A 17,812-nucleotide genomic window follows, 5' to 3' on the forward strand; every position below is an offset into this window, starting at 1 on the left:
TCTGGCTCACCCGCCGCCGCGATTGCCCCGGGGACCGTCTCCCCCACCTCGCCCACCCTGCCCACCCTGCCCCCGCTCCTCGCGCCGCAGCTCCTGGTACTTCGCCCGCTGCTCCTCGCTGAGGATCTGCTGCATCTCCTTGTCCGTCTCGGAGCGCAGCGTGCGCAGCGCGCGGCGGACGTCCTGCGGTGACTTGCTGCCGGCCTCCACTTCCTGGAGCAGGGCCTGGCGCTGGGCGTCCTCGCCTTGCATCCGGCGCATGAGCTCCTGCTCCTGGTTGTAGTTCAGCCCCGCCTCGGAGACGAATTGGCGCAGGCGCTCCGAGCGGTTCGTCAGCGCCTGAGCCTGCGCCTGGACCCACTGCTGTTGCCGCTCCTCGCGCTGCGCGGTCCGCATCTCGTCCTGGACCGAGCGCACCATCTCCTTGAGGTACTCGCGACCGCCTTGGGAGTTGAGCGCCTCGCCAGCGATCATTCCTCGCACCTCCGTCCGGAGCTGCTCCACCTCGTGGGCCAGCTCCGCCGAGGGCATGGCGGCCACCACCGCGCCCCCATCGGTAACCATCGGCCTGCGCTCCAGCGCCATCACCCGGCTGGACAGGTGGACCGCCGTGTCCTCGAGGGACTTCAGCCGCCGTTCGAGGGCTTGCAGTTGCTGCGGAGAAGCCGAGGGAGGCGCCTCGACCACGGGAGCGGGGGCCTCCACCTCGCGGGAGTTCGTCAGGGCTACTCCCAGTGCCATCACCGCTACACCCAGAGAAGCGAATCCAAGGAGTCGGTTCATGATGTCCCTCTGGACGGAAGAGGGGGCCAGCCTATTCCATCTCAGCGTCCCAGGCGCTTACGAGAGCGGGCGCGGGCGGCTTCCAGGGCCGAATCCACCCCTCCCGAGGGCTTTTCCGACGGGGGCTTCTCGCCTGCCTCCGGCTCGGACTGCGCGACTGAGGACTGCCGAGGCGCTTCCTGGCGCGAGGCCGGAGCGCTCGCCACGCCCTGGGTCGCCACTCCCGCCAGGGCAGGAACCTCCGCCGGGCGAACCGCCTTCGCCGCGGCGGGCTTGCGCAGCTGAGGCCGGGAGAAGAAGCGCCGCACCACCACCTCCGCCAGCAGCACCAGCACCGCGAAGCCCACCAGCCATGGCGCGAGCGCCACGCGGCCCTCGGACACAGGGGCCTCCGCGAACAGGCCCGTCATGGACAGCCGCTCCACCCCGCCGCCCACCTGGGCCACCGCGTGCAGCAGCTCCATCCCTTCCTTGGGACTGCCCGGCTCGAACTCGGGCGCGTAGGGCAGCGCCACCGGCGGCGCGCGCAGCGCCCGGGTGCCCAGCTTCACCACCGGGTGCCAGGTGCCGCGCCCGGGAAGCGTGTACTCGGCCGCGAGCCGGTCCTCGTCCTCCCAGCGCATGGGTACCTCTACCGGCGTGGAGCTGCCGTCTCCGGGCAGCACCACCAGCGTGGGCAGCGCCGTGGGCATCGGCTCGCCGGGCGCCAGGTCCAGCGTCACGCGCATCAGGTTGCCCCGCCGCTCCGCTCGCGCCACCGCCTCGCCCTTCTCGCCTCCGCCTCCCATCGACCAGCGCACCATGCTCTCCAGCGCCCCTCGCAGACCGCTCCAGTCGCGCAGCTCGCCGGAGAACTTCCCATCCACCTCCGCCATGAAGGCCACCGAGCGCCCCGCTCCGCGTGGCCACAGCGCCAGCAGCGGCGCGTTGTTCTCGTCCAGGGTGCGCAGCGCCACGCTCGAGCGCGGCTTGATGTACGTGAGGTTGTAGCCGCCCACCTGCGGCAGCCCCTGCGTCGGCAGCTTGCCGAGCAGCGGCAGGTCCGGCGCCGCCTCCACCGAGGTGGGCACGTCCACGAAGGCCGCGCGCGCCACCGTGATGGTCTCCTGGCTGAAGATGCGCGGCAGGCTCATCGCGTCCTGCGCGAAGTAGATGCGCCCTCCACCCAGCGAGGCCACCTCCTGCAGCAGCTTGGCGTCCACGTCCTTCGGAGTGCCAAGGCCGATGACCGACACCGTCACGTTCTCGCCGCGCAGCGCGGAGATGGTCGCCTTGTAGTCGTCCGGCTCCTCGGAGTCCGCCGCGTCCGAGAAGAGCAGCACGTGCCGCGTGGCCTTGTCGCTCTGGAGGATCTGCTTCTTGCCCGTGCGCAGCGCCTCGCCCACGTAGATGCCGCCGCCGCCGCTGAAGCCTCGCGCCACCTTGTCCAGCGGGAGCCCGTCGCTCACCGCGCTCATGGGGAAGATTTCATGCGTCTCGGTGTCCACCATGTGGACGGCGGCCTCGTCCCTGTCATTGAGGAGCGTGAGCGCGCCCACCACGCCCTCGGCGGCCACCTCCATCTTCGTGCGCCCGTCGGGCACGGTCATGCCCATGGAGCAGCTGCAGTCCATCAGCACGCTGATGGCCACCGCGGTGCGGCGCTGCTCCTCGCGCAGCTCCAGCGACACGGGCAGCACGGGCTCCAGCGCCGAGCGCCGGAAGCCTCCCTGGCCGAAGCTGTCCTGGCCGCCCGTCATCACCAGCCCGCCGCCGGCCTGCTCCACGTACGCGGCCAGCGCGTTCAGTCCGGGCTCACCGAGGGCGTTGGCATCCACGTTCTCCAGCACCACGGCGCCCACGCCATCCAGCGTGTCGAGCGAGACGGGGAAGGGCTCGCGCACCTCCAGCCGCAGCCCTGCTGCCTCCAGCGACTGAGCGAGCGTGCCTCTCGGCTGGCGGGTGAGGAGCAACACCCGAGGTGGCCCCTCCACGCGCAGCACCGCGTGGCCCTCGTCGTTCTCCACCACGCCATCGCCGGGCGCCTCCACCACGAGTCGGTAGCTGGCGAGGCCTTCTTTCTCCACCAGGTCGCGGAAGGGCAGCACGTTGGGGCCCGGGCGGAACTCGAAGGGACCCTTGAGCAGCACCTGGCCATTGCGCTCCAGGCGCACGGTGCCGGCGACGGCGCCCGAGGCCACCACCACGGCGGAGAACTGGAAGGGCTCGCGCGCCGCGACCGCCGAGGGCACGTCCAGGGAGACGACGGCCAGGTCCAGCGGCACCTCCGCGCGGGCCACCTGCCGGAAGTCCACGGCGATGCCTCGGGCCGCCAGCCGCCGCGCCGCGCCGCGGGCATCCGCGCCGGTGGAGCGTCCGTCCGCCACCACGAGCACCCGGCCGGTGCGCTCCGGAGGAATGAGGGCGCCGGCCGCGTCCAGCGCCGAGGAGAGCTCCGAGGCGTCCGGGTCCACGGGCCGTGAGAAGCCGCCGAAGGTGCCGGCGGCGCTCAGCGGCTGCTCCACCCGCGCCTCCCGCCCGAAGGAGATGACGCCCAGCCGGTCGCCGGGCCGCCGCTGCGCCTCGAGCAGCTTCACCAGCTCCAGGGCCACGCGGTCCGCGTCCAGGGGCATGGAGCGCGAGCGGTCCACCACCACCACCACGTCACTGCCGGCATGGCGCAGCAGCAGTTCGGGCCCGGCGAGTGCGCCCACGGCGAGCACGAGCAGCACCCACCGCAGGGGCATGGGCGGACCGGGCCGCGCCCCGCGCTTCCAGAGGAAGAGCCCGAGGGGAATGAGCAGTACGAGCGCCTGCGGTAGGGAGAAGCTCATGAAGTCGAGGGGGAGGATGGCTGAAGGCTCCAGGCCAGGGCCTCCCCGTTCGACTCCACTCTACTACGGCTCCCGGAGGCGCGTCCGGGGCTGCAGGAAGCCGCCAGCGCTCAGGACTTCTTCCGGGTCTTGCGCTTGGCCGTGCGGGCCGCCACCGGCGTGCGGACCCGGCGAGAGCCCGTGGCGCGGTGGGCCGTGCGGTGGGCTCCCCCTCGGCTCGGTGCCTCCTCGTCCCGATCCTTCTTGGCGGCCGCGAGGCTCCGCTTCAGGGCATCCATCAGGTTCTCGGGAGCGCTGTACTCCGGGGGGGCCGTGGGCGAGGGACGGATCTCCATGCCTCCGGCCTTCTGGCGCAGCACCTCCTCGAGCTGCTCCCGGTAGACGTCCCGGTACTTGTCGGGATCGAAGGGGGCACTGAGCGAGTCGATCAGCTGCTCCGCCGTGGCCAGCTCGCGCGCGTTCACCCGGGGCATGTGGGAGGGCATCCCGTCGATCTGCTCCAGGGGAATCACCTCGTCCACGCTGTGCAGGGTGGAGAGCAGGAGCCCTGAGTCGTTGGGCCGCACGGCGCACGCGTGCTGCCGGGTGCGCAGCACCACGCGCCCCACGCCTACCCGGCCCGAGGTGGCCAGCGCCTCGCTGAGCAGCGCGTACGCGCGCGCCGCGTTCGTCTCCGGCACCAGGTGGTAGTGCGCGTTGAAGTAGAGCGGGTGGATGTCGTCGGTGGGCACGAAGTCCTCGACATCGATGGCGTAGGTGCCCTTGGGGGCCAGCGCCTTGATCTCCTCGGGCGTGATGGTCACGTAGGTGCCCTTGCTGATCTCGTAGCCCTTGATGATCTCCTCGTAGGGGATCTCCACGCCCTCCGCCTCGCAGAAGCGCTTCTCTCGGACGCGCGACTTGTCCTTGGCGTGGAGCAGATGGAAGCGCACGTCCCTCTCGGAGACCGCGCGGTACATCCGCACCGGAACGTTCACCAGGCCAAAGTTGACCGAGCCCTTCCACATGGGGCGGGCCATGGGCTACCTCCTCTTGAGAACCTAGAATCGCGCCGGAGGCCGAAAAATCGGCTCCGGATGCGTTGGACCGATGCCAGAAAGCTCGATCCGGTCCGCCGCCGCGGCAAACCTCGCCAGCGCCCCGCCGATCGGCAGGCAGACGACTCTGATCGGCGGATCACACTCCCCTCGGAGCCAAGCGGCGGGCTGAAGCTTCCCCGCCCGCCCTCTCTGCTCCATCAGGTGTGATAGGGAGAACCCCTGGGGTATGGCCATGGGTCTCCTTGAGCGTCTCTTCGGAAGGCGGAAGGCAGGAGCTGACTTGGGGGAGGAGCGGGACTCTCCCCTGAGCCTGCAGCTGCTGTTTCCCGGCAAGGTGCGGCTGAACATCAACACGCTCACGAGCGCGCTCGTGGGCTTCCATCCTTCGCTGGCGGGGGTCGAGTTCAGGCTGGAGGCGCGTGCCAGCGAGGTGATGGACGCCGAGGTCAGCACGGCGCGATGGAGCCGGCACACTGTCCAGGGCGTCGTCTTCAACCGGCCCATGCCGGCCGCCATCGTCGAGAGCTGCGTGGCGCCCGCGCACTACGGCGCGCCGCTGAAGGCACAAGCCCGAGCGCACCAATCCCATGCCCTGCTCTTCTACAAGGGCGAGGAGAAGGACCCGCTGGAGCAGTACGTGGCGCTCGGGTTGGTGGCGGTGGCGCTGGCGACCGAGGGCGCGCTGGTGGTGCTGAACGAGAGCGCGCACACCTCATTCCCTGCTCAGCCGCTGGTGCCAGGGCCCGGGGAGGATGTGCTCGAGTTGCTGCGGACGATGCCCCTGACGGCGCTCTACGTGGGCTTCGTGAAGCTGGAGGTGGAAGGCGTCGGCGGGGTGTGGATGCGGACCTATGGCGCCTCGCGCATGGGACTGCCGGATCTGGCGTGGCACGCGCGCAGCCATGAGGAGGCACGCGAGGCGTTCGAGCTGTTCTCCGGTCTGCTGGAATACCTGCGCTCCACGGGGGCCCGGTTCATGGACGGGCATACGGCGGAGTGGGAAGGGCGGCAGGTGCGGATACGCAAGCCGGGCTCGGAAGAGACGTTCCTCGATGCCTCGGGCGAGCTGTTCGTGCTGGAGCCGAGGTAGCTGGAGCGCACGCCATGGGACGACTTCTCCTCGTACTCAGCGTCGGTGTCTTGCTGGTTGCCTGTGGCTCCGCTGGCCACCGCCCACCTCGCACCTATGAGCAGGCCGTTGATTCCGCCTCCAGCACTTGTGGTCGGAATCCGGCGCTGTGCAAGCCGCAGATTGGAGAGCAGCTCTCTGTCGTTCCCGCACCTCGGCCTCCTCTTTCGGGGGCACCGCGCGCAGCCGTCGAGGTCGCAGCAGCAATACGGGTCGTCCAAGTGGCCCTTGATGCCTCGCTCGGGGAACGCCTCCGGAAGGCCCTGTCCGAATGTGCCGACGAGGCTCGCTCCACGGTCATGCTCAAACACTTCGGGGATAGAGGCCCCACCCGAGAGGAGTGCAACGAGGTGTTGCAAGTCGATGGGAATGGGGAGCCCTTCACCCGTGCCATGCAGTTGGGCCTCGAGCAGCATCAGTTCGCGCTTCGCTGTGCTGAGCGGCGGCTCCAGGAACTGAAGCCTGGAGGGTTCTCTCTATCGCCGCGCTATCGCATCGACCCATCCACAGGTCGCGCGCAGCACCTTCCCCGAGAGCAGGTGGAAGCGCTGCTGCGGCAGGGCAAGGGCGTCGAGTTGCGAGGCACTCTTGAGCCTGACGTCGTCATCCACGCGGGCCAGCCTCATCAGGTCCAGGCTGTTTACGATTTCAAGTTTCCTTGTCTGAATGGTGGGGCCCCCCCCTGGCGCAAGTATCCGGAAGGGCACCCCCATCATCCACGCAGCCAGGGCGACCTGTATCGCGATGCCCTGGGAGTAACCCCCAGACGAATCGTTCCCCATCGAGGATCCCTACGATGAGCAAGTACTACCCACGAATCCGCATCCAGGGAGAATTCGACCACCTGATGGCCCGCGAAGGGCTGAGCTTCACCTTCTATATGCGCCGCGCGCACATGAAAGTTGCCCCTGCGGTCCTTCAGTCCTTGGAGACCTACCTGCGTGCCATTGGACCAGAAGCCCTCGGCTGGTACACCGATGATGCGGGTGAGTACTGGGAATTGGATGCTGCGGCATGGGAGCGTACTCGGCGCAAGGTTCGAGAGGCCCGCTCCCCCCTCATCTTCCTTTACGATTCCACGCTTCCTGAACGCCGCTATCGCTTCGAGTATCACGGCAAGGATCTGAACGATTTCTCTCGCCTCGACACGCAGGACGCCACATGCGCGGTGAGCTTCTGGCTGCCTACTGAGTTTCTGGAGGACCAGGGCCCGGGCCGTGTCCGTGAGTTGGCGCTGGAGTTGGCTGCGCCTCTTCCCTTCTGCTCGGGCTATGGCGGCCTGTCCTTCAACGGCGAACTCGACGTGCTGGGCGTCGATGAAGAGGTCACCCCGTATTGCTTGCGGTACCCCGGGATTGATGTGGATGACGTCCATCATTACTCGTGGAAGCTGGGTACCCGCCTCCGCGCACCTCATTGGCTTACGTTCCTGGGACAGCCCGTCCTGGGTGAGTTAGGGGGCGCTGCCGCTCTCCGCTCCCGCCTGCATTCCCCGGACACCACCGTGCTGGATCTGGAAGGTGACAGGGCCCTCGTCACCCTGGGGAAGTGGCCCGAGGCAGGGGATCTCGAATCTGGCGATAACCTCCCCGCCTACCGCGAACTGGCGCGCGTGCTGGAACCCTGGCTCTTCGATGAGCCACGAAGTTGTCTGCTCACCTGCACCCCGGAGGAAACCCGCCGCTGGGTGCGGCGGTTCCTCGATTGAACCAAGCGCTGTAAACGCCTACTTCCGCCGCGTCACGTAGAAGTCCGTCAGCAGCGCTCCGAGCAGCACCAGCAGTGGCCAGCGAGCCCGGCCCGGTGAGCCTCCCGCGCTCTCCGCATCCGTCTCCTCCGCATCCGCCTTGCGCTCGCCGCTGCCTCGCCCGCGCAGGTCCGACTCGCGCGCGTCCAGCGCCAGCACCTCCGTCACATCCACTGGCTCACCGTCCCGCTCCAGCGTGTAGCGGCCCGGCACCAACGGCGCCGGCAGGGTGAGTGCTCCCGCTCCGAACACCGGCTTCTCTCCCAGCGGGCCCACCAGTGTGTAGCGCGCCCCCGGCTCCGTCACCACCGGCAGTGGCTCGCCCAACGTGAGCTGCCGCCGGGCAAAGCCCTCCTTCGCGCGCCGTGCCTCGCGCAGCACGTTGCCCAGGAGCACCGGCCACGCTGGCGTCCGCTGGAGGTTGGAGCGAGACAGCTCCAGGTTGAGGTGTACACGCCCCTCCTCCTCGGACAACAGCACCGTGTCTCCCGCCGTGATGAGCGCACGTCCCGGCGGGTTGTCTCCCGCCGTCCACCGCACTCCGCCCAGCTGCACGTCGTCCAGCAGCGGGTGGCCCTTCTCCGAGAAGAACGGGCCCAGGAACGTCCGCAGCTTGCCGCCCGCTCCCACCGTCACCCACGCATCCGTTCCCTTCGGACCGATGAGCAGCGTGCCCTCTCCCGCCGCCGTCTCCACATCCTGCGCCACCGCCAGGAAGCGCTCCATCGCCTGACGGGCCTGGGCATCCAATCCCTCCGCCAATGCCACCCGCACCGGGCGCACCGCCGAAGGCACCAGCCGCGCCTGCCCATCCTCCGGCAGCGCGTCCGGTGGCAACAGCACCTCCACGTCTCCCGCGTTCTCGAAGGTGAGGCGCACCGTCGCCGCTCCCTCCGCGGGCAGTTTCACCACCTCGCGCTGCTCCGTGCCCTCCTTGGCTCCCGGGCCCGGCTCCGCGCGCAGCCGCACCTCCACCGTCTCCGGCCCGCCCAGGCGTGCCACCCGCAGTGTCACCGTGGCCTTCTGGCCCTCATCCCGCCGCTGCGCCGACACCAGCGCCACGTTGTCCCGGGGAGCCCCCAGCGCCGTCCACTCCACCGCCGGCGGCACCACCTGCCCCTCCGCGGGCATCGCGTCCGTGAGGAAGTGTACCCGCCGTCCCGGCCCCGCCAGCTCCTGCGCCCACAACAGCGTGGCCGTCGCGTCGTGGTCCGCGCCCAGCGCCTGGAAGGACTCCAGCGCCGCCAGCGCTCGCGAGGGCTCCGCCTCCGGCCCCGCCAGCGCTCGCGGCGTGGGCCCACTGGCCAGCACCGTCACCCGCGTGGCGCGCTCCTCCTCCACCCGCCGGGCCGCCTCGCGCCGCACGCGCTCCAGCACCGTCACCCCGTCCGGCCCTCGCGCCGAGAGCGAGAGGCTTCCGTCCACCACCAACACCACGTGCCGCGCCCGCGTGTCCTCGCTCAAGCGCACGTCCGCCAGGAAGAGCGCCGCCGCGATGACCGCCAGCGCCTCCAGCAGCAGCGAGGCCTCCCGGGTGAAGCGCTCGAAGCGCGGGCCCGCCTCCGCGCGCGGGCGCGGCGTGCGCCACAGGAAGAGCGCGCTCACGGTGACGGGCTTCTGCCGCCGCCGCAGGAAGTACGCCGCCACCAGTGGCGCCAGCGCGCCCAGCGCCAGCAACCCCCATGGGAAGCCGAAGCTCACGCGCCGCCTCCCGCGAGGAACAGCGGCCTCAGCGGACCTCTCACCAGCGCCCGCAGCGACTCCGCCGCCGGCAGCGTCATCAACGTGGCCCGCGCCCGCACCGCCGCCGTCCGCAGCGCGCGCTGGTGCTCGGCGAAGCGGCGCGCGTAGGCGGCCAGCACGTCCTCGGTGAGCAGCTCCTCCAGCGCCGCGCCGCTCTCCGCGTCCACCAGCCGCGCCCCCTCGCCACCCGAGGGCTCCAGGTCCTCCGCGTCCAGCACCTGCGCCAGGAAGAGCGCCGAGGCCCCACGCGACAGCCGCGCCACCAACCCCGCCAGGTCCGCCTCGAAGAGGAAGTCGCTCACCACCACCCGCAGGCCACACGGGCGCAGCGGCGGCATCCGTCCCAGCGCCGCGGCCAGGTCATCCCTCGCGTCGAAGGCGGACGCCCGCAGGGCCGAGCGGCACACCGCCCCCTGGGCCCGCTCCGGACGCGCGCCCGAGGTGAGCAGCGTGGGCGTCAGCCCCTGCAGCGCGCCCACCTCCACGGCCAGCAGCGCCACCTCCCGGGCCCGCGCCTCCTTCGTCGGGCTGAGCGCCACCGAGCGCGAGGCGTCCACCAGCACCTCCACGCGCGGGGACACCTCGTCCTGCCGCACCCGGAGGATCATCTCGCCCGTGCGCGCCACCGCGTTCCAGTCCACCTGCCGCAGGTCATCGCCCGGCTGGTAGGTGCGGAAGTCGTGCAGCTCCAGCGAGGCACCCGCGGAGCTGGCGCGCACCTCGCCCACCCGCCCCCGGTGAGGCACGCGCGGCAGCGCCAGGGTGAGCCCCGGCGCCAACCTCGCCACCTCGCTCTCGTCCGCCCCGGCACTCACGAGGCGTGGATCCTCCGCTCGCGTTCCACGAGAGCCCGGTCCGCCGCGAAGGCGGACAGCCCCGCCACCACGCAGATGAAGAGGAGCATCTCCACGTTCATCTTCGGCCGGCCCGCGCTGTATTCGTACGAGCCGAAGTTGACCAGGCCCACGATGGGGTTGAGCAGGTTGATGATCGGATCATCCACCGACACGTCCGCCAGCAGGGCCACCAACGGAAACACCACGCTGGTCAGGCCCGCCAGCGAGATGAAGAGGATGCGCACCGCCACCGGAGAGGACAGCCGGTCCGACTTCGGCATCTTCGCCACCAGCAGCGCCACCGAGAAGAAGAGGACGGGGTAGGCCGCCGCGGCGACGGTGGCGAAGAGCATCGACTGCCAGGTGTCCCGCGTATCCGAGGAGCTCAGGTGCAGCGCGGTGCAGAAGAGCGCCCAGCCCATGAACAGCAGCACCACGAGCCGGAAGCCGCGCACCGCCCCGGGCCGCAGCAGGCTCCATGGGCGCGTGCTCACCCGGAGCGCGCGGGCCTGCCCGTCCACATCGGAGATGAGAAACAGGCCCACCAGCGTCAGGTGCAGGCTGCCGACCACCCCCGACACGGCGGCCACGGTCCGCTCCTGCCCCTGCGCCCACCAGATGATCGTCACCCCCACCGCGCTGAGCAGCATCTGCAGGGCGAGCGCGCGCCGGGGCCCTCGCGAGTAGTCCTCCGTAATGAGTGAGAGCCGCGCCGCCGCCGTCTCGAAGAGCAGCCACCCGTAGCCGAGCATCAGCCACAGCGCCACGCTGATGACGTAGGGGAAGTCATTGTCGCGCATCAGCCGCGAGCCGCCATCGCTGATGGCGAAGGCCCCGACCAGCCCCTGCACCACGCCTCCCGCCAGCAAGCCCAGCACCACGAAGTGGACGAAGGCGCGCCCCAGCCGCCCGTCGGCCAGCGTCGCCGCGCACACCCCCAGCACCGTGAGGAACACCAGCCACGCGGCCCCCAGCGCCAGCACCACGAGGATGGTCGGCAGGTCGATGCCGTTGAGGTAGTAGCTGAACAGCAGGAAGGGCCCCACCGCCGAGGCGTACAGCACCGCCTGCGCCAGGAAGGACGTCACCTTGCCGCGAAGGATGCGCCGGGGCCCCAGCCCCGTGAGCGCCAGCAGCACCCACGTCTCGTCCTCGCGCTCGCGCGCCAGCGAGCGGTAGGCGCTGTAGGGGATGACGAAGAAATGCACCAGCCCCAGGCACACGAAGTAGGTGAAGAAGTACGTCTGCCCCCGAGGCTGGTAGCCGCCGTCCCGCACGTCCGCGTACGCCATCAGCGACAGCAGCAGGCACGCGAGCAGCATCAGCCCGAAGCACACCCAGAAGACGCGGGTGCGCAGTCCCTGGCGGATCTCCTTCACCACCAGCGGGTTGATGCGGTCTCCCAGCCGCTCGCCCAGCGGAGCCCGCGCCGCCGCCTCCACGCTCGCGCTCACGCCACCCTCCCCTTCGTCACGGTCATGAAGGCATCCTCGAGGTTCAGCTCGCGGTGGCTGAAGGCGCACACCGGCAGGCCCGCCCCCACCAGCGCCGCCAGCAGCCGCGCCGCCGCCTCATCCACCTGCACCCGCGTGGAGCCCGGCTCCAATTCCAGCCGCACCCGCACCAGCCCCGGCTCGCGCGTCACCTGCGCCACCCGAGGCTGCTCCAGCAGCAGCCGCTCGGCGCGCTCGTACACCGTCTCTCCTTCCGCCCCCGGCGCCAGGCGGATGGTCAGCTCCGCCGCCTCGCCCGCATGGCTCTGCGCCAGCAGGTCCGCCACCTTGCCCGTGGCCAGCAGCCGCCCTTGCTCGATGATGGCGCACGTGTCGCAGATCTCCGCCAGCTCCGTGAGGATGTGGCTGGAGATGAGGACCGCCTTGCCCTGGTCGGCCAGCGCCCGCAGCAGCTCTCGCAGCTCGATGCGGGCGCGCGGGTCCAGGCCATCGGCCGGCTCGTCGAGGATGAGCAGCTTGGGGTCATGCAGCAGCGTGCGCCCCAACGCCACGCGCTGCTTCATGCCCTTGGACAGCGCGCTGGTGAGCTTGTCCTTCAGCGGCACCAGCCCCGTGAACTCCATGACGGAGGCCACGCGCCTGGTGCGCTCGGCGCCCTTGAGCCCATAGGCCCGGGCGAAGAAGTCGAGGAACTCCCAGACGGTGATGTCGTCATAGGTGCCGTACCGGTCCGGCATGTAGCCGATGAGCGGCCGGGCCAGGTCCGGCGAGTCCACCAGCGACTTGCCGTCCAGCAGCACCTCGCCCGCCGTGGGTGTGTCCAGCGTGGCGATGATGCGCATGGTGGTGCTCTTGCCCGCGCCGTTGGGCCCGATGAAGCCCAGGATGGTGCCCGCCGCCAGCTCGAAGGACACGTCATCCACCGCGCGCAGCGCGCCGTAGTCGCGCCGCAGCCCCTTCACCTGAAGCAGGCTCATCCCCGCACCTCTCCGCGTCTCGGCCCGTTCATGGTCCGTCCACCTGCCCTCGCACGAAGTGGACGCCCTCGTGCATCTCCACCGGCAGCGAGGCCAGCGGCGCGAAGCCTCGGCCGCCCAGCCGGACCACGAAGCTCTGGTCGGGCAGCGCTCGGGTGAAGTCCTCCAGCTCCTGGGTCCGGCGCTTCATGCCGACGGGCGGGGCCACATGTTTATCGATGGGCTCTTCCACGGCCTCCCGGAGCACCTCGGTGACCAGCGTCTCGGCCCCATCGGCCAGCTCACGCAGGAGATAGCGCTTGCCCGCCACCTGGATGGCGCCCGACTCGATGGGCGCGCCGAGCGCGTTCTGCACCCGTACCCCGGCCCCCTCGCGGCGCACCACCAGGCGCGCCCGCGTCGGCACCACCGCCAGCTCTCCCCACTCCGTATAGGTGCGGGAGGGCAAGAAGCCGTCCGCCACCATGCCGCCCCCCGCCCAGTCCACCTCCACCGTCCACTCGTCCACGTCTCCCGGCGCCAGCAGCACGCCCATGGAGGGCATCTGCACCTTCTCCGAGGCGAGGTTCGCGTAGTAGCCCGCCACGGCGGAGGTGATGGCCCGGTCCCTCGGCCGATCCAGGAAGGTGTAGCTGTAGCGCGAGGAGTGGGTGACGAAGCCGTCCCCCAGCAGCGAGTCACCGATGATGAGCAGGCAGGTGACGATCGCCACCGCGGGCACGCCGATCAGCATGGCCGCGGGCCCCTTGCGCCGCGCGAGGATCAACCCTCCGGGCCCCACCACCAGCGAGAACAGGAAGATGAGCACCAGGAAGCGCCCCACCGGAGCCAGGGCGTTGGGGAGCAGCGGCGACTCGCCACCGCGCAGGGCGGCGCGGCTCGTCTCCCAGCGCGGCGCCGGCCCCACCGCGTGCAGCGGCGGCGCCGACTCAGCGCTCACCGCGGACAGCGCCAGGGCACAGTTCGCCGGCCCGTCCTGGCACAGGTACACCCCGCCGAAGCCGTACGCGTTCCACTCCTTGGAGGCGGGGCGCTCGGGGAGCATCGGCAGGCGCTGCCCCACGTCGCGCGGAGGCTTGGCCAGGAGGAGCGCTCCGCCCAACGCGGCGTAGTTCTCCAGCACGGCCCAGACATCCGCCGGAACCGAGGTCGCCTCCTCCGTCACCATCACCACGTCGTAGCCCACGTAGGCGGCCAGCTCGCGCGGCGCATCCTGCGCGGAGAGGAAGCGGGTGTTCACCTGCGGAGGGCTGTTGTCGTCGGAGCGGCCCATGCCGGTGCTCGCCTCGAACGCCTTGGAGGCGCCCAGCACCAGCGTGGAGGTGGCGCTGGGGTCATCCAAGTACACGCCCGCGGTGCGCGTGCGCAGGTTGGGGCCTTCCACCGAGAAGGTGCCGGACTGCACGGCGGCGGGGACGAGCAGGTGCGTGGTGAGCCGCTGGCGAGGTGCCAGCTCCAGCGCGCGCCGGGTGGTGGGAGAACCCGAGCCATAGCCTCGGAAGGAGAGCTGCACCGGGCGTGGCACGTTGTCGCTGTTCTGCAGCACCACCTCGACGGGCGTGTAGCCGCGCTCGGCGCGCAGGGTGCCGGCGCGGACCGACACGCGCAGCCCATCCGCGTCATCGAGGTTCTCCAGATTGCCGGTCGAGTCGGCATAGCCCGAGGGCCGCGGCTCCTCCTCTTCGGGCACCTCTGCCACCGGTGCCTCGACGGCGGTCGCCTCCGTCTCCACGAGCTCCTCGGTGCCCGCATCCGGCACCTCCTCGAGCAGCAGCTCCTCGGTCAGCTCCTCCTGGGGCGACGCGGGCGCGGGAGCAGGAGGGGCAGGAGGGCTCTGGGCCAAACCCGCGCTGGAGACGAGCAGCGCGAGCAGCAACCCCCAGGCACCACTAAAGCCTCTACGCACGAGGCACCTCGGGCACTGCCTGCAACAGGGCGCCGATGACATCGGAGGACGTCACCTTCTCCAGCGAGGCCTCGTAGGCGAGCACGAGCCGGTGGTTGAGCACGGCCGGCGCCGAGGCGATGACTTCATCGAAGCCCACGTTGGGCTTGCCCCGCAGCAGCGCCAGCGCCCGGCCCGCGGCGGCCAGGCCCAGCGCGGCGCGCGGCGAGGCCCCATAGCGGACGAAGCGGCGCACGGTGTCCGGGGCGTGGGGCTGGCGGGGGTCGGTGGATTCCACGAGCCGGCCGATGAAGTCGGCCACGGGCACGGGCAGGTGTACCCGGTCCACGGCGGAGAACAGGCGCGCCAGCTTGTCGGCGTCCAGCACCGCAGGCAGCACCGGAGGCGTGCCGCGCACGCGCGTGGTGAGCAGGGCGCTGAGCGTCTTGGCCCCCACCGGCGCCACCTGGACGCGGAACAGGAAGCGGTCCAGCTGCGCCTCGGGCAGCGGGTAGGTGCCCTCCAGCTCGATGGGGTTCTGGGTGGCCAGCACGAAGAAGGGCTCGGGCAGCGGCCGCGTCTGCCCCAGCACCGTCACGCTGCGCTCCTGCATGGCCTCGAGCAGCGCGGCCTGCGTCTTGGGGCTGGAGCGGTTGATCTCGTCTGCCAGCACGACGTTGGCGAAGAGGGGACCCTCGCGGAAGGTGAACTCGCGGCGGCCCTCGCCCTCCATCACATAGGTGCCGGTGATGTCGCCGGGCAGCAGGTCCGGAGTGAACTGGATGCGCCGGAAGGGCAGGCCCAGCAGCCGCGCGAGCGCCTTACACAGCTCCGTCTTGCCCAGGCCCGGCAGGCCCTCGAGCAGCACGTGGCCTCGCGCGAGCACCGCCGTCACCACCTGCTCGACGACGGTCTCTTGGTCGAGCAGCACCTGGTTGAGGCCCTTCTTCAGCTGGCCCACCACCTCCGCCGTCCCCTGCACCTCGGCGGGGCTCAGAAGCTCAGACACGTCGGCTCCCCTCTCGTTTCACTCGCCACCAAAATACCGTTTCACGAGGTCGCGGTTGCGCGGCAGCAGCGGCGCCGGAGTGTGTCCCGGTGTCGCCTCCCCCTGCGCGCCCGTACCCCGGATGGACGAAGGCGTGCTCATGACGCCCTCGCGCTCCGGGTCCGCGGCCTTCAGCCCCCACAGCTCACTGGCCTCTCCGCCCTGCCCCTCGGGCAGCGCCTGGAACTTGAGGCGATCGGGATCCATCTCCGCCTCGCCGCCGAACACCAGCGGCTGGCTCTCTCCACCCCGCCCCGTGCCCGCCCCCTTCCCCTCCTTCACCCCGCGACTGGCGTGCCCGCTCTGGCCGGACTGTCCCTCGCCCTCCCCCTCTCCCTCTTGGCCCTGGCCCTGCCCCTTGCCCTTGCCCTGCCCCTGCTGCCGCCCCGAGCCGGGCCGACCGCGCGCCTGGCGCATGGAGGGGTTGCCCTGACCGAAGCGGTCCTCCAGCTGCTGCTGCCGACGCTCCAACGTCCGTCGCAGCTCCGAGATCTGATCCGGGTTGCCGCCAGCCTGCGCCTTCGCCTGTGCGCTCTGGGAACCCTGGGAGCCCTGGGAGCCTTGCGTGCCCTGTTGCCCGTCCGGCCCCACCCCACCGTCGCTCATGTCCCCGTTCGCCCCACCCTCGCCCGGGGCCTTCGCGCCCTCGCCGAGCGCCATCAGCGCCCGCTCCAGCTCCTCGCGGGCCCGGGACGCCCCTTCCGCCTCTCCGGAGGCGCCCAGCGCGTCCTCCAGCTCCTTGGCGGCCTCGGCGGCTCCGGCCAGCTCGGCGGCGGCCTCGGCGGCGCGCTCGGCCATCCGCTTCTCCAACCCATCGGAGGCCTCCCAGTCGGCGGCGTCGAAGCGCCCCTCGGCGACCTCTTCGGCCAGCCTCCGCAGCTCCTCCTCCATGGGGGCGCCCAGCGGCTCCTCCTTGGCGAGCGCCTCGGCCTTGGCCTGCACGGCGGCGACCTTGGCGGCGGCGGCGGCGTTGATGGGGCGGAAGGTACGAGCCGGCAGGGGAAGCAGAAAGCCCACGACCAGGAACAGGAGCGCGCCCAACAGGGCGCCCACGGGCCGTCGCCAGCGCACCTCGGGAGGCTTCACCGCGTGGGCGAACTGGTTGACGGACAGCTCCCACTCTCCGACGGGCCGCTCCAGCCGGGTGAGCAACAGCCCGCCAGCGTTGGCCGAGCGATCCGCCAGCACCGCCGCCTGTTGCAGGGAGACGCCACGGACGCGCGCCCGCATCCCCCACCACACGCCGCCCGCCACGAGGAAGAGCGGCACGGCCCACAGCGCGGCCTCGCGCAGGAGCAGCCGGGCGACGACGCAGACCGTGGCGGCGACCCACACGGGGGCGATGCCCGCCTCGGCCCAGGCCACGGCGTTGAGACGCCGCTGCACACGCCGCACGGGCGCGAGCACGAGAGCCTGAAAGCGGCGTTCTTCACTGACAGCCATGGACAGAACAGAGTGTCGGTCACCCTGCCACCGTTCCACAAGCCTCCCAGGCCCGCCGCTCGCCCTCTGGCGGCATACTCCGCGCATGGACACGCCCGGCTTCTACGACACGCTGGCGGACGGCTATCACCTCCTCTTCATCGACTGGGCGGCCACTCGGGCGCGACAGGGAGCGCTCTTCGACGGGCTGATCCGTCAGGCGCTCGGCGAGGGGCCCAAGGACGTGCTGGACGCCAGCTGCGGCATCGGCACCCAGGCGCTCGGGCTCGCGGAGCTCGGGCATCGCGTCTTCGCCTCGGACATCAGCCCCGCCTCCATCGCCCGCGCCGAGCGAGAAGCCACCGCCTCGGGCCTCACCCTGGCGGGACTCGCCGTCGCGGACCTCCGCACCCTGAGTGAGCAGATCTCCCAGCGCTTCGACGCCGTGCTGAGCTGCGACAATGCCCTGCCCCACCTGCTCGAGGACTCGGAGCTCGGCGCGGCGGCGCACCACCTCCACGCCGTGCTGCGCCCCGGCGGCCTGCTCGTCGCCACCACGCGTGACTACGACGCCGCCGAGCCCCGCCCCGGAGAGGCCGTCCCCACGCCCGTCCGCGTCCTCGGAGAGGGAGAGACACGGCGGCTCGTCTTCCAGGTGTGGACGTGGTCCGCCGATGGCCGGAGCTACGAGGTGGAGCAGTTCATCCTCCGCCCCGAGGGCCCGGGGTGGAGCACCACCAGCGCCCGCACCCGCTACCGGGCCCTGCGACGCGAGGAGCTCACGCGCGCCCTCACCACCGCCGGCTTCCGTGACGTGCGCTGGCACCTGCCCGAGGCCAGCGGCTTCTACCAACCCCTCGTCACCGCTCGACGCCCCTCTACTCCTTAGGTCTTACGTCCCCCTACCCGGGACTCCCGCATCATTAGAAGGCGCG

The 17,812-nt window shown here is 71.1% G+C and carries 14 protein-coding genes; 3 read left to right on the forward strand and 11 right to left on the reverse strand.

Features of this window, described 5'->3' with window-relative positions:
* Nucleotides 1-6 precede the first annotated feature (6 nt).
* From SYV04_RS13760 to ku, 3 genes are all read right to left on the reverse strand, one after another.
* Nucleotides 7-783, reverse strand: a complete 777-nt coding sequence (locus tag SYV04_RS13760; protein ID WP_321546195.1) for a hypothetical protein — start codon at nucleotides 781-783, stop codon at nucleotides 7-9.
* A 41-nt stretch (nucleotides 784-824) separates the two neighbouring features.
* A complete protein-coding gene (locus SYV04_RS13765; RefSeq protein WP_321546196.1) occupies nucleotides 825-3,596 on the reverse strand; it encodes a VWA domain-containing protein in 2,772 nt (923 codons plus the stop codon).
* A gap of 110 nt (nucleotides 3,597-3,706) precedes the next feature.
* Nucleotides 3,707-4,615, reverse strand: coding sequence for a non-homologous end joining protein Ku (gene ku, locus SYV04_RS13770; RefSeq protein WP_321546197.1), 909 nt, complete (start codon nucleotides 4,613-4,615; stop codon nucleotides 3,707-3,709).
* Nucleotides 4,616-4,916: 301 nt separating this feature from the next.
* Here ku and SYV04_RS13775 point away from each other — a divergent pair, with 301 nt between their 5' ends.
* On the forward strand, nucleotides 4,917-5,726 hold the full coding sequence (locus SYV04_RS13775; protein WP_321546198.1) for a DUF4261 domain-containing protein: 810 nt from the start codon (nucleotides 4,917-4,919) through the stop codon (nucleotides 5,724-5,726).
* Between the two features lie 515 nt (nucleotides 5,727-6,241).
* Here the strand turns inward: SYV04_RS13775 and SYV04_RS13780 are convergent.
* Nucleotides 6,242-6,391: a hypothetical protein gene (locus SYV04_RS13780; RefSeq protein WP_321546199.1), complete on the reverse strand. Its 150-nt coding sequence runs from the start codon at nucleotides 6,389-6,391 to the stop codon at nucleotides 6,242-6,244.
* A gap of 170 nt (nucleotides 6,392-6,561) precedes the next feature.
* Between SYV04_RS13780 and SYV04_RS13785 the strand changes: the two genes are divergently transcribed.
* On the forward strand, nucleotides 6,562-7,473 hold the full coding sequence (locus tag SYV04_RS13785; protein WP_321546200.1) for a DUF3396 domain-containing protein: 912 nt from the start codon (nucleotides 6,562-6,564) through the stop codon (nucleotides 7,471-7,473).
* Nucleotides 7,474-7,491: 18 nt separating this feature from the next.
* Here SYV04_RS13785 and SYV04_RS13790 read toward each other — a convergent pair whose 3' ends face one another.
* From SYV04_RS13790 to SYV04_RS13820, 7 genes are read right to left on the reverse strand one after another with little or no spacing between them, the layout of a single operon-like run.
* The gene (locus SYV04_RS13790) at nucleotides 7,492-9,213 is read right to left on the reverse strand and encodes a BatA domain-containing protein (protein WP_321546201.1); all 1,722 of its coding nucleotides are present in this window, start codon (nucleotides 9,211-9,213) and stop codon (nucleotides 7,492-7,494) included.
* Nucleotides 9,210-10,070, reverse strand: a complete 861-nt coding sequence (locus SYV04_RS13795; protein ID WP_321546202.1) for a DUF58 domain-containing protein — start codon at nucleotides 10,068-10,070, stop codon at nucleotides 9,210-9,212. Before SYV04_RS13795 ends, SYV04_RS13790 begins: the two co-directional genes overlap by 4 nt.
* Nucleotides 10,067-11,545 (reverse strand): ABC transporter permease, encoded by a 1,479-nt coding sequence (locus SYV04_RS13800; RefSeq protein ID WP_321546203.1) that lies wholly within the window; start codon nucleotides 11,543-11,545, stop codon nucleotides 10,067-10,069. Before SYV04_RS13800 ends, SYV04_RS13795 begins: the two co-directional genes overlap by 4 nt.
* Nucleotides 11,542-12,522 carry an ABC transporter ATP-binding protein gene (locus tag SYV04_RS13805; RefSeq protein ID WP_321546204.1) on the reverse strand — a complete coding sequence of 327 codons (981 nt, stop codon included), beginning with the start codon at nucleotides 12,520-12,522 and terminating at the stop codon, nucleotides 11,542-11,544. The genes SYV04_RS13800 and SYV04_RS13805 overlap by 4 nt, the downstream gene beginning before the upstream one ends.
* Nucleotides 12,523-12,550: 28 nt before the next feature.
* A complete protein-coding gene (locus SYV04_RS13810; protein ID WP_321546205.1) occupies nucleotides 12,551-14,428 on the reverse strand; it encodes a hypothetical protein in 1,878 nt (625 codons plus the stop codon).
* Nucleotides 14,421-15,416, reverse strand: coding sequence for an AAA family ATPase (locus SYV04_RS13815; RefSeq protein WP_321546206.1), 996 nt, complete (start codon nucleotides 15,414-15,416; stop codon nucleotides 14,421-14,423). The genes SYV04_RS13810 and SYV04_RS13815 overlap by 8 nt, the downstream gene beginning before the upstream one ends.
* An 18-nt stretch (nucleotides 15,417-15,434) precedes the next feature.
* Nucleotides 15,435-16,862 carry a hypothetical protein gene (locus SYV04_RS13820; RefSeq protein ID WP_321546207.1) on the reverse strand — a complete coding sequence of 476 codons (1,428 nt, stop codon included), beginning with the start codon at nucleotides 16,860-16,862 and terminating at the stop codon, nucleotides 15,435-15,437.
* A gap of 121 nt (nucleotides 16,863-16,983) precedes the next feature.
* Here SYV04_RS13820 and SYV04_RS13825 point away from each other — a divergent pair, with 121 nt between their 5' ends.
* Nucleotides 16,984-17,766 (forward strand): class I SAM-dependent methyltransferase, encoded by a 783-nt coding sequence (locus SYV04_RS13825; RefSeq protein WP_321546208.1) that lies wholly within the window; start codon nucleotides 16,984-16,986, stop codon nucleotides 17,764-17,766.
* The last annotated feature ends 46 nt before the right edge of the window (nucleotides 17,767-17,812 follow it).

The organism is Hyalangium ruber, from assembly GCF_034259325.1.
GTDB classification, from domain to species: domain Bacteria; phylum Myxococcota; class Myxococcia; order Myxococcales; family Myxococcaceae; genus Hyalangium_A; species Hyalangium_A rubrum.